Origin of the sequence: Blastococcus capsensis (genome assembly GCF_030165005.1) — a bacterium.
GTDB classification, from domain to species: Bacteria; Actinomycetota; Actinomycetes; order Mycobacteriales; family Geodermatophilaceae; genus Blastococcus; species Blastococcus capsensis.
On sequence record NZ_JASNNW010000041.1, the window covers coordinates 1 to 11863 of the forward strand.

The 11863-nt window shown below is 69.6% G+C and carries 10 protein-coding genes, 1 tRNA gene and 1 pseudogene; 7 read left to right on the forward strand and 5 right to left on the reverse strand.

Translation table 11 applies throughout. The features are described from left to right. Positions 1-398 (reverse strand): annotated as a pseudogene (locus QOZ86_RS20715) (ISL3 family transposase); the annotation flags it as partial. Positions 399-455: 57 nt separating this feature from the next. Further along, positions 456-890, reverse strand: a complete 435-nt coding sequence (locus QOZ86_RS20720; protein ID WP_284493860.1) for a hypothetical protein — start codon at positions 888-890, stop codon at positions 456-458. A 904-nt stretch (positions 891-1794) separates the two neighbouring features. Here QOZ86_RS20720 and QOZ86_RS20725 point away from each other — a divergent pair. Then, positions 1795-2742 (forward strand): hypothetical protein, encoded by a 948-nt coding sequence (locus tag QOZ86_RS20725; protein ID WP_284493861.1) that lies wholly within the window; start codon positions 1795-1797, stop codon positions 2740-2742. Positions 2743-3114: 372 nt separating this feature from the next. Beyond that, positions 3115-4812: a recombinase family protein gene (locus QOZ86_RS20730; protein ID WP_284493862.1), complete on the forward strand. Its 1698-nt coding sequence runs from the start codon at positions 3115-3117 to the stop codon at positions 4810-4812. On the opposite strand, the gene QOZ86_RS20735 is transcribed toward QOZ86_RS20730, so the two are convergent. After that, a tRNA-Leu gene (locus QOZ86_RS20735) sits at positions 4794-4878 on the reverse strand. The genes QOZ86_RS20730 and QOZ86_RS20735 overlap by 19 nt on opposite strands. A gap of 67 nt (positions 4879-4945) precedes the next feature. Next, a complete protein-coding gene (locus QOZ86_RS20740; protein ID WP_284493863.1) occupies positions 4946-5911 on the reverse strand; it encodes a GGDEF domain-containing protein in 966 nt (321 codons plus the stop codon). A gap of 183 nt (positions 5912-6094) precedes the next feature. Here QOZ86_RS20740 and QOZ86_RS20745 point away from each other — a divergent pair, with 183 nt between their 5' ends. The 3 genes from QOZ86_RS20745 (at position 6095) to QOZ86_RS20755 (ending at position 9545) form a co-directional block, all read left to right on the forward strand. After that, positions 6095-7414 (forward strand): M20/M25/M40 family metallo-hydrolase, encoded by a 1320-nt coding sequence (locus tag QOZ86_RS20745; RefSeq protein WP_284493864.1) that lies wholly within the window; start codon positions 6095-6097, stop codon positions 7412-7414. Between the two features lie 241 nt (positions 7415-7655). Continuing rightward, on the forward strand, positions 7656-8459 hold the full coding sequence (locus QOZ86_RS20750; protein ID WP_284493865.1) for an SDR family oxidoreductase: 804 nt from the start codon (positions 7656-7658) through the stop codon (positions 8457-8459). 129 nt (positions 8460-8588) lie between these two features. Then, positions 8589-9545: an NADPH:quinone oxidoreductase family protein gene (locus QOZ86_RS20755; protein ID WP_284493866.1), complete on the forward strand. Its 957-nt coding sequence runs from the start codon at positions 8589-8591 to the stop codon at positions 9543-9545. A 66-nt stretch (positions 9546-9611) separates the two neighbouring features. Here the strand turns inward: QOZ86_RS20755 and QOZ86_RS20760 are convergent, their stop codons facing one another. Next, entirely contained in the window at positions 9612-9815 is a 204-nt protein-coding gene (locus QOZ86_RS20760) for a DUF5703 family protein (RefSeq protein ID WP_284493867.1), read from the reverse strand. 133 nt (positions 9816-9948) lie between these two features. Between QOZ86_RS20760 and QOZ86_RS20765 the strand changes: the two genes are divergently transcribed. After that, entirely contained in the window at positions 9949-10221 is a 273-nt protein-coding gene (locus QOZ86_RS20765; RefSeq protein ID WP_284493868.1) for a hypothetical protein, read from the forward strand. Between the two features lie 407 nt (positions 10222-10628). Next, entirely contained in the window at positions 10629-11855 is a 1227-nt protein-coding gene (locus QOZ86_RS20770; protein WP_284493833.1) for an ISL3 family transposase, read from the forward strand. Positions 11856-11863: the final 8 nt, after the last annotated feature.

Here is an 11863-nt window from a genome sequence, read left to right on the forward strand (position 1 = left end):
CCGAGGCCCTCGGCGACCCGGGCGACGGTCAGGTGCTGGCAGACGATGCCTTCCAACGCCCACCGCAGACCTCGGCGGGACAGCTTCGCCCGCGGCTCGGCCGCCTTGCTGGTGTCTTGGCGCCACACGTGCCCACAACCCGAGCATCGGTAGCGGCGGACCGTGATCAGCAGCGTGGTGGGTCGCCAGCCCAGCGGTGCGTGGGCCAGCGACCGGGTCACGGTGTCCCGCGGCGCGCCTTCGCACCCGCAGCGACGGCACCACCGGTCGGGTTCGACGACCCGGCAGGCCAGGACCGCACGGTCAGGAGCCAGCCGCTGCCCGACGACCTCCAGACCCAGCTCATCCACGCCGGCGAACGTGGTCAGGTCAGGGCAGCCGAAGGTAGCGTCAGGCACGTCGAGGTCTTCCGGATGGGCAGTGTGAGAACTTCCATCCTCGGGAGGCCTCGACCTCTATCCCGGGACCGACGCGCCAGCCCTACCTACACCCTCAACTGCGAAGAGCCCCATAACGGCAGCCACGTCAGGAGGCGTGATACCTGCCGCGACCATCAGGGACAGGTGCGAGTGAGGTGCTGCGCCTGCCATCCAGAGCGCTCGCGCCAGCGAGAGCCTCTGTACGTCGGTGCACCTGAGGGTGACCTCGGCGCGCTCGTCGACCGTGGAGGCGGGCGTCAAGGCATCCAGAGGGAGCCCAAGGACGAACGTGCCCTCGCCGGCGAGATGATCGAGAGTCAGGCGTTCAGCCGTCCTGGTGTAGTCACCGCTCGCCGCGACTTTCGCCTTCACCGCAGTCTCCCACGAGATGTCGGCGCCGGCGACGCTCTGATCGATGGCCTCGTCGAAGTCATCCTCAGCCTCGAACCCAAGATCGATCGTGAGGCGCACGAACACTCCACATCCCGCGTCTGGCCGATGTCTGCGTCCGAAAGGCTCCAGCACGTTGGCCGCCTGAATGCGCAGCCCGCAGTTGGTGCCAGTGAAGGTGACGCGGCTGTTTGGCGCCCGAAAGGACTGAAGGCGAGAGGGGATGGAGATGCTCACCCACCTCTCATCGGCTACTGCACACGCTGACTGGACAAGTTTCCCGTGCGCTTTCGCTCGCCGTTCCTCCGGTAGGTGAGGTGGCCGGCAAGGCGGCCGACTTGAGTGACCCGCCCCCATCCGCTGTCAGCAACCGTCTGGCGAGCATGCGGTAGCGCGGAGCCGCCGGGCGCTTGGAAGGCGAGTTGGTGCTCACCGGGCCGTCTTGTCGCCTCGCCCGTCCGACCTGCCGATTGCTGGCGAGCGTCCGGAGGGTCCGGACCGGAAGGGTCCCATGAGCGAGAACGACACTCGGCCTGCTTTGGTGCGAGTACTGCCCGGCCCTAGTGGCCGACCAAATCGCCGTCTCCACGCACGGCATCCACGAGACGCGGTGCGACCTGTTGCACTCGTCCGTCAGAGCCTGGAGCGGCAGCGCCCCTTGTGGCTGTCCGATGACGCGGCCATGCCGTCACAGCGCGTCTGGCACCTCCTGACAGAAGGGCCTCCCGAGGGTGTCTCCTCGAAGCCTTGGGCCGACTTCCAGTCGGTGCTGACCGGGCTCGCCAACGCAGGCTGGGGGAGCGTTCATGTTGAGCGGGCTCTCAGGACATGGCAGGGGGGAGGGACGCCTGGGCGGTGGTGGGTCGTGGATCGACGCGGGCGTCCCCGCGAGTTCGAGCGCGCTTGGCGCAAGGCGATATCTCAAGTACGCCGATGCCCGTCCGACCCGGGACGAAGTCGGAACGTCGACCAGAGCCACGACGAGATGGTGTTTCGCTTGCTCGACGCGTTTCAACACCGTGTTGTTCACGACGGCTTCCTGCCTGAGGGCCACCAGATCCTCTCGAGAGGGAAAGCGGCAGCCGAAGAACGCGTGACTCTGTTCGCCCTCCTTGCACTGGCGCGGGAGCACGTTGCCGCGTTGCCCCTGACAACGAGCGGCGATGGGCTTTACCTCTCTGCGGCTTCTCGAAGTCTCGCCCTCTTGGCCAACGCATCCCAACCCCGAATCTCGCGTCGACTGCGCCAGATCTCCGGGCAGGGCAGCGCACGCTCGGATGGCCACCGGACGCTCGTGGCGTTGGAACGGCAGGGCACGCGCGGGGATGCCTCGACCTACGTGCTTCGCCCGGACGGGCAGATCATCACATGTTCACAGGTCTCTTCCTTGCAGGAGAGATCTATGAACAAAGTCGCCGTAGTCCGTCCGGTGAATGCTCCGGACATGGATGTGCTCCGCCACGACGCATTCGCTACCGACATCCCGTCCGACTTCCCGACTCGCCCGAGACGCCGGGGTCTGGGCTTCGAGGCCGCCTTGATCATGGCCACTCTCGCCGCCAATCCGGGCGGCCTGGACGTGACCACGTTGTCGGCGGTAACTGGCTCGACCGACGAAACGATGGAAGCCGCCGTCTCCAATTTGCTCGCCATCGGACGCAGCGATCATGAGATGGGCCCCGTCCTCATCGACAAGGAGGGGGAACAAGTCGTGATGGCCGCCATGCAACCTGACACGCTGCTGGAGGCCCTCGACGTCTGGGCTCAAGCGACAGGGTTGGCAGGGATCTCGCGCGCCAGGCATCTGCAGATCGACCGGGAGCGCCGCACCTTTCACCCGCCTACGGCAAAGGCTGGGAAGCCAGCCCGGGCCGGAGAGGTCAAGGTCGAGACCGTCGTGTCGGGGAGAACCCAGATCTCAGGCGTCGCTTGACTCCGCCGGCCCTGGCGCGCTGACCGCCGAACATGACCTTGCGCTCTCTCACGAACGGGCTGGTGATCGCTCGCATTGCCCTGTCGTTCGCATCGGTCCGCGCGCGCCTATCACCGCAACCGACGGACCCTGCCGTAACTGGCCAACCAGTGAACGAAAAAAGATCTCATGAATGACCCAGTCCGTCAGATCGTCTGCCGATTGCAGGCCCGTGACTGAGCCAATCATTATCGAAACAGGGGGACCAATCGTCTTCCGCGTTCCCACGCCCAGCCCTGTTATGACGCCCGCCCTCGCACGCCTGCTGCTCCAGGTCATACAACCTGTCGGACCCGACCGGGATGATCAGGAGAAAGCAGAGGAGGGCGCAGCGTGACGAGCCAGGGAACGAATGACGAAGGTATCCGGTTCGTGTTCTACGGACGGGTGTCGACCGAAGACAGGCAGGACCCAGAAGTGAGCCGCGGGTGGCAACTTCAGTCCGCCATGCGATTGATCGAGGGACACGGCACGATCGTGCGGGAGTACTTCGACGTTGGGCAGAGTCGCTCCGTGGTCTGGAAGCGCAGGCCCCAGGCCTCAGCGTTGCTGGCCGACGTCGCTAACCCGCGGCGCGACTTCGACGCGATCGTCATCAGCGAGCCTCAGCGCGCCTTCTCGGGGCCGCAGTTCTCCAACATCTATCCCACCCTCCAGCACTACGGAGTTGACGTCTGGCTCCCCGAGGTCGGAGGGCGGTTCGACGCCAAGTCCGACGTTCACGACCTGCTGATGATGATCTTCGGCGGCCTTGGCGCTGCGGAACGCCGGGTCGTCCAGCGTCGCGTCATCGGTGCCATGGAGGCAGCGACGATCAACGCCGGCCGCTTCCTCGGTGGGCGCCCACCGTATGGGTACGTCATCGGCGACGCCGGCCCGCATCCGCATCCCGCCAAAGCCGCTGACGGGATCAGGGAGCATCAACTCGATGTCGACCCCGCCGCGGCGTCCGTCGTGCAGCGGATCTTCCAGATGCGGCTCGATGGCGCCGGTTTCCGGACGATCGCCAGCCGCCTCAACGCCGAAGGCATCCCGTGCCCGTCAGCGCACGACCGGCGCCGGAATCCACACCGCAGAGCAGACGGTTGGCAGGCAGCCACGATCCGGGCGATCCTCGAGAACGCTCGGTACACAGGCCACCAGGTCTGGGGCCGATTCCAACGCTTCGACAGGCTCGTCGACCCGACTGACGCGAGCGCAGGCACCCTCGTCCGCTTCCGGCGCAGTGAGCCGGAGCGGGTGGTCTCCAGCACCAACCCTTCGCACGAGGCGCTGATCTCGGTCGAGGACTTCGAGCGGGTGCAGGCGACTCTCAAGCGTTCGACTGCTTCGTCACGGTCAGCGCCTCGCTCGCCTCGAACGACGACGACGCCCTACCTCCTGCGGGGGCTCCTCCACTGCGGCATTTGTGGTCGGAAGATGGAGGGCAGCCGCACCCGTTCGACCGACATCTACTACCGCTGCCGTGTCAGGGACACCGTGCCCGGGGCTACCAGTGATCACCCCTCCAACGTGATGTTCCGAGAGGACTGGCTCATCCACGGACTCGACAACTGGCTCCGTGCCGTGTTCTCGCCCGAGAACATCGAGGAGACGGTCGAGGCGATGTTCAGCGCAACTGAGCCCTCCATGGCTGACGTCGCGCGGAGGGAGGCCGTCGATCGGCGCCTGAGGGAGGCGGAGAGCAAACTGTCGCGCTTCAAGGAGGCCTTGGCCGCGGGCGTGGACCCTCACCTCGCAGCAGCCTGGATAAATGACGCACAGAAAGAGGTCGTCGAGGCGCGGGCTGAGCAGACGACGCTGACGACCTCCGCGGCGGCAACTCTGACGCGCGAGGAGTTGCGCGCCATCGTCACCGACTTCAGCCTTCTGACGACCCGCCTGGGTCAGGTCGCGAGCACGGTCCGGGCTGAGATCTACGCGACCCTGGGCGTCCGGATCACCTACGACCCCTCAACCAGTTCAGTGGAGGCCGAGGTGAGCCCAACCCACGAGATGTTGGGCAAAACGAGTGTCCGAGGGGGGACTTGAACCCCCACGCCCGATAAAGGGCACTAGCACCTCAAGCTAGCGCGTCTGCCATTCCGCCACCCGGACGAGTGCGAGCTGAAGACTACCCGACTACCCCGGCCGGATCACGCACCCCCCGCGGTGCCGGCGCGGGTCAGGCAAGGGCCAGCGCCACCCGTCCACGGCCGGCGCGCTTGGCGTCGTAGAGGGCGGTGTCGGCCGCCGAGTACAGCGCTCGCAGGTCGCCGACCTCCCCGGGCAGGTGGGCGACGCCGACGCTGACCGACAGCTGCAGGTGGCCTCCGCCGGAGAGAGGAACCGTGGAGCCGCGGACGGCGTCGAGGAGCACCTCGGCGCGCCGCGCCGCGACCTCGCCGGTGCACCCGGGCAGGAGGACGGCCAGTTCGTCGCCGCCCAGCCGGAACACCACGGCGTCGTCGGAGCGGACCTGTTCCCGCAATACCGCCGCCAGGTGGACCAGCACCTCATCGCCCGCCGGGTGCCCGTGGGCGTCGTTGATCATCTTGAACCCGTCGACGTCGATCAGCACCAGCGCGGCCCCGTTCCGATGCGCGGACCGGCGCAGGGCCCGGCCGAACACCCGCCGGTTGACCAGCCCGGTCAGCGAGTCGACGTCGGCCTGCTCCTGCAGGGCCTGGACCAGTCCTGCCTGGGCCGTCGCGGCCCGGTGCAGCACGAAGGCGACCACCACGAGCACCGCGCCGGAGAAGAAGAAGTCGGCCAGCGCCGTCTCGACCGGCAGGAGCAGCGACAACGTGAGCGCGTCGGCGACCAGGGCGGTCGCCGTCACCAGGACGACGCCGCCCCGCTGCAGGTGGTTGGCCGCCCAGAGCACCGGGAGGGTCAGGAACGCGTGGGCGCCGATGGAGCTGTCGTCGGTCACCACGCGCAGCGCGCAGATCAGCAGGATGCCGAGCAGCGCGGTGTGCGTGTAGGCGCCCGTGCGGTCGAGCCGGTCGGCCGGCACGGCGTGATACATCCAGGCGGCCACGACCAGCACGGGGACGACCGACCACGAGGAGACCGTGGCCTGATGGCTCACCCGGGCCAAGTCGACCACCGTCCACGCGGCGAGGGCGACCGCGGAAACCAGGAACATGAGCACCACTGCGCGCGGCGGTCTCCGGCTCGCGCGCGTTCGTGATCGACAGCAGGCCCACCTCCGCGGCGTCGGCGGGCGCGAGCGGAACCCGGATCGCCACCCTCGGCGGGACGATACCGAGGTGAAGAGGAGGCACAAGGGTTTCTGCGGCAGCTGTGCCGGGCGCCCTACTCTCGGCCGGTGGACACCCCCCGCCTGCACCGCGCCGAGTCCGAGGTCGCCGAGCTCCTGTCCGACCTGATCCGGATCGACACCACGAACACCGGCGACACGTCGACCAGCGCGGGGGAGCGGGCGGCCGCGGAGTGGGTCGCCGGCAAGCTCGACGAGGTGGGCATCTCCTCGGTCATCCACGAGTCGGAGCGCGGGAGGGCCAGCCTGGTCGCCCGCATCCCGGGTGCCGACCGCAGCCGCCCGGCGCTGCTCGTACACGGGCACCTCGACGTCGTCCCCGCCGACCCGGCCGAGTGGAGCGTGCACCCGTTCTCCGGTGAGGAGCGCGACGGCTACATCTGGGGCCGGGGCGCGGTGGACATGAAGGACATGGACGCCATGGTGCTGGCGCTGGCCCGCGACTGGGCCCGCACCGGCGTCCAGCCGCCGCGGGACATCGTGCTCGCCTACGTCGCCGACGAGGAGGCCGGCGGCAAGCTAGGGGCGCACTTCCTGGTCGACGAGCACCCCGACCTGTTCGAGGGCTGCACGGAGGCGATCAGCGAGGTCGGCGGCTTCAGCATCACCGTCCGGGACGACCTGCGCCTCTACCTCGTGCAGACCGCCGAGAAGGGCCTGGCCTGGATGCGGCTGACCGCCGCAGGCAAACCCGGTCACGGCTCGATGCTGCACGACGACAACGCCGTCACCCGGCTCTGCGAGGCCGTCGCCCGCGTCGGTGCCCACCGCTTCCCGCTGACGCTCACCCCGCCGATGCGCTCGTTCATCGAGGCGGTCGAGGATGCCTACGGCGTCGAGATCGACCCCGCCGAACCCGAGGTGGCCCTCGCCCGCCTGGGCAGCATCAGCCGGATGATCGGCGCGGCGCTGCGCAACACCGCCAATCCCACGATGCTCGACGCCGGCTACAAGGCCAACGTCATCCCCGGCACCGCGAGCGCCACGGTCGACGGCCGCTTCCTCTACGGCCAGGAGGAGGAGTTCGAGCGCCAGTTGGCGGCGCTGATCGGCGAGGGCGTGCAGCGCGAGTGGCTGGTGCACGACCAGGCCGTGGAGACGACGTTCGACGGCCCGCTGGTCGACTCGATGGTCGCCGCGCTCAGGGCCGAGGACGGCGGCGCCCGCCCGGTGCCGTTCACGATGAGCGGCGGCACCGACGCCAAGAGCTTCCAGACCCTCGGCATGCGCTGCTTCGGCTTCTCGCCGCTGCGGCTGCCGCCGGAACTGGATTTCGCCTCGCTGTTCCACGGCATCGACGAGCGGGTGCCGGTCGAGTCGCTGCAGTTCGGCATCCGGGTGCTCGACCGGTTCCTCCGCCACTCCTGAGCCCATTCGTGCGGCGGGTCGCATGCGGCATGCTGGGCCCCCGCTCCGGCCCACGAGGTGCGCGATGGCCCTGCTCAGCGCCGTCCCCGCCCTGGCCACCCGCGACGTCCGCCGGGCGGTCGAGCACTTCGCGACCCGGTTGGGGTCCCACCGGCGGCTACGTCGACGTGGACTACGGCGCGTCCCTGCCCTGGCTGACCCTCGCGGCCTCCGGGGCGGCCGGGCGTGGTGTGATGCGGGGGTGACCGACACCACTCCCGCCCCTGGTTCCGTCGCCCTCATCACCGGAGGGGCCGGTGGCTTCGGCCGCGCACTGGCCACCAAGCTGCGCGAGCGCGAGGTCACCGTCGTCCTGGCCGACCTCGACGGCGAGCGCAACCGGTCGGTCGCCGCTGACCTCGGCTGCGAGTTCGCCGTCCTCGACGTCACCGACCGGGCGGCCAACGAGGCGCTGGTCGCCCGGATCGAGGCCGACCACGGCCGGCTCGACGCCGCCTACCTCAACGCCGGCATCTCCGCCGCCAAGAGCGACGACGCCCTCGACCTCGACGAGTTCATGCGCGTGGTGGACATCGACCTCTTCGGCGTGGTCTACGGCGTCCAGGCGGCCCGTCCGGCGATCAAGCGGGCCGGTGGCGGCGCTCTGGTGGTGACGGCGTCGCTGGCGGGGCTCTCCCCGATGGCCGGTGATCCCGGTTACAGCGTGGCCAAGGGCGGCGCCATCGCGTTCGTCCGGTCGATGGCGCCCCGTCTCCAGCGCGAGGGCATCACCATCTCGGCCATCTGCCCGGGCTTCGCCGACACCGCGATCATCGACCGGATCCGCGACCAGTTCACCGCGGCCGGCTTCCCGGTGCTCTCCGCCGAGGAGGTCGCCGATGCGATGGTCATGGCCTGGGCCGCGGGGGAGCCCGGTGCGGCCTACGTCGTCCAGCCCGGCGTCGGCACGGTGCCCTACAAGTTCAAGGGCGTGCCGAGCGCCAGGACGGCGGCCGGCGAGACCGCCGTCGTCCCGGAGGCGCTGCGCCCGCCGTCGATGCGCTGATCCTCCCGCACCGCACGGCGTCCTCCCGCACCGCCGACCGTGAGGGAGGACCACTGGTGATCAGGCCACCTGATCATCGGCACGGGGCCCGGTGACGGCGGTCACGGCGCGTCTGGCAAGGTCGGGCTCATGCGTGCATGGCGGGTCCACGAACTCGGTGATCCCTCGGAGGTCATGAGCCTCGACGAGGTCGACCAGCCCACCCCGGGGGAGGGGCAGGTGCTGGTCAAGGTGAAGGCCGCGGCCCTGAACTTCCCCGACGTGCTGATGGCTCAGGGCAAGTACCAGCAGAAGCCGCCGCTGCCCTACACACCCGGGGTGGAGCTGTGCGGGGAGATCGTCGGCACCGGCCGGCGGGTCATCGGCTCGCCGGCCGGCGGCCCCGGCGCCTTCGCCGAGTACGCGCTCATGGACGCCGCGGCCGCATTCCCCGCGCCGGAGGGGCTCTCCGACGAGAAGGCCGCCTCGCTGTACCTGACCTACCAGACCGGCTACGTCGGGCTGCACCGCCGGGCGAACATCGCGGCCGGGGACTGGGTACTGGTGCACGCCGGTGCCGGTGGCGTCGGAACCGCGGCAATCCAGCTGGCCAAGGCCGCCGGAGCGCAGGTGATCGCCACGGCCGGCGGTGCCCGCAAGACCGAGATCTGCCGCCAGCTGGGTGCCGACCACGTCATCGACTACACGAGCGAGGACTTCGTCCCGATCGTCAAGGAGGTCACCGGCGGGCACGGCGCGGACATCGTCTACGACCCGGTCGGTGGCGACGTCTTCGACAAGTCCCGCAAGTGCGTCGCGTTCGAAGGCCGCATCGTCGTCGTCGGATTCACCAGCGGCCGCATCCCCGACGCCCCGGCCAACCACGTGCTGGTGAAGAACTACAGCGTCGTCGGCCTGCACTGGGGCCTGTACCGCCAGTACGACCCGGCGGTCTTCGGCATGGTCCACGAGCAGCTGACCCGGCTGGTCGCCGACGGCCACGTCGACCCGCTGGTCGGGGCAGTGCATCCGCTGGAAGAGGCCCCCGAGGCCCTGGCGCGGCTGGCCTCCCGCGACACGGTCGGCAAGGTCGTCCTCGTCCCCTGACGCCGGGTCGGCGGGGGACCCGGGCCGGCCCCGGTTCCTGCCGTGCCTGTCGAGGGGCGGCGGGGTCTAGATGACCGGCTTGGGCAGGTAGGACAGCCGTGCACGACGGCGGAGGACGACCTTGCGGGTGCCGTCGGCGTGCAGCTGGAGGCGGGCGAGCTCCCAGCCGCCGACGTCGGACTGCAGACTCAACATGGTGGCCGCCGCGGACCGGGACGTACCCGGCGGGATCCGCAGCGGCGCGAACTCGTAGTCCCCGGCGGTATCCATCGCCCCCGATTGTGCCTGCGGTTTCCGGTCCGGTCACCAGTTCGTCGCCTCGGTCACACCTGCTCACCCTGCCGGGACGCCGGGTCAGCGGCAGGATGGGGCAGAACCGCATCCGCCAGCCAGGGAGGACGACGTGACCAAGCCCGGTTCCTCGAGCCACGCGACCGACGCCGACCGCGCGGAGCAGGACGCGCTCCTCGACCCGCCCGCGCCTGCGACCGCCGCGGAGGCCACCCCACCGGTCGGCGACGTGCCGGAGGCCGACGCGCTGGAGCAGCAGCTGGCCGCCCGTCCTGGCGAGGCCGGCACCCCGCGCGGCCCGATCGGTGACCGGGACGCCAACGAGGCCGACGTCCTCGAGCAGCAGGCCGACGTCCCGTTCGACGACGAGCACGCCGGCGAGTGACCCCGCCGTAACCGCCGCCCGGCCATCCATCCACCGAGGCGGAGCGGTTCGGTGTGCTCGACACCACAGAAAATCACTCGTCCGAGACGCCGGACATGACGGTCGTATGACGAAGCCACCGGTTTGACGGTTCTGTGACCGTTTCGTTTCCCGGCTCTTCGTACCTGCGGTGGGTGTGAGGGACTCGCGCGTGTGAGCTGAGGCGGGAGAGGGGTCGAGGCCTTCCAAGATCGGGAGCGACCAAGCTGCCCGACCGGAAGGCCTCGACGGTGTCCGAGCCTACGGCGTGCGCTCGCGCGCGCTCACGTCCTGATTCCTCCTTCGCTCACTCCTACTGCGATCGCTGTGATCTCCTCGTCGGCCTGGACGGTTTCCACGTCATCGAGGTCGTCGAGCGTCACGGCCGAGTGCAGGTCGTGGTGGAGTCGGCGCCCGAGCCGATGGGCTGTCTGGCCTGTGGCGTCATCGTCGGCAGCCACGGTCGCCGCGACGTTGTCCTGGTCGACGTGCCCTGCTTCGGGCGCCCGGTCCAGTTGGTGTGGCGCAAGCGGACCTGGCGCTGCGTGGAGGTCGAGTGCACCGGCAAGGCGTTCACCGAGCAGCACGAGGCTCTCGCTCGGCCACGGGCGCTGCTGACCACGCGGGCGTGCTGGTGGGCCATCGGGCAGTTGCGCCGCGAGCACGCCTCGGTCGCCGGGATCGCCCGGCAGCTGGGCACGACCTGGCGCACGGTGTGGCGCTCGATCAAGCCGCTACTGGAGGCGATGGCCGCCGACGAGGCCCGCTTCGCCGACGTCACCGCCCTGGGCGTGGATGAGCACATCTGGCACCACGTCTCGACCAAGCCGATCGCCGACGGTGGTCGCGGCCCCAAGGAGCTCACCGGGATGGTCGATCTGACCCGTGACCAGGCAGGACGCGTCCGCGCACGCTTGCTGGACCTGGTGCCCGGCCGGTCGGGGAAGGTCTACGCCGACTGGCTCGAGCAGCGTGGCGAAGCGTTCCGCAAGCAGGTCAAGATCGCCACGTTAGACCCCTTCCACGGCTACAAGAACGCCATCGATGACCAGCTGGAGGATGCCGTCGCCGTTCTTGACGCCTTCCACGTCGTCAAGCTCGGCACCGCTGCGGTGGACGAGTGCCGGCGCCGAGTCCAGCAGGAGACCCTCGGGCACCGTGGCCGCAAGGGCGACCCCCTGTACGGAATCCGCACCATGCTGCGCGCCGGCGCGGAGAAGCTCACCGACCGCCAGTGGACACGTTTGCGCGCAGCCTTCGACGCCGACGAGCGACACCTGCCCGTGTGGCTGGCCTGGTCATGTGCCCAGCAGCTGAGGGACGCCTACCGGCATCCCAAGCCGGCCGAGGGCCGCAAGATCGCCGAACAGGTCCTCACCTCGTTCTCGACCTGCCCGGTGCCCGAGATCGCCCGCCTCGGCCGCACCTTGAAGCAGTGGCGGGAGGCGTTCCTCGCCTACTTCGACACCGGCCGATCCAACAACGGCGGCACCGAAGCCGTCAACGGCCTCATCGAGCTCCACCGGCGGATCGCCCGCGGCTTCCGCAACCGCGACAACTACCGACTCCGCATGCTCCTGATCGGCGGCGGACTGTCCAGCCCCCACCTCAAGTAAGAAGAGCC

Excerpts from the sequence above, each read along its gene's own strand:
- QOZ86_RS20755 (WP_284493866.1), top strand. The coding sequence starts at position 8,589 with ATGCGTGCATGGCGGGTCCACGAACTCGGTGATCCCTCGGAGGTCATG.
- QOZ86_RS20740 (WP_284493863.1), bottom strand. The coding sequence starts at position 5,911 with ATGTTCCTGGTTTCCGCGGTCGCCCTCGCCGCGTGGACGGTGGTCGAC.
- QOZ86_RS20760 (WP_284493867.1), bottom strand. The coding sequence starts at position 9,815 with ATGGATACCGCCGGGGACTACGAGTTCGCGCCGCTGCGGATCCCGCCG.
- QOZ86_RS20725 (WP_284493861.1), top strand. The coding sequence starts at position 1,795 with ATGGTGTTTCGCTTGCTCGACGCGTTTCAACACCGTGTTGTTCACGAC.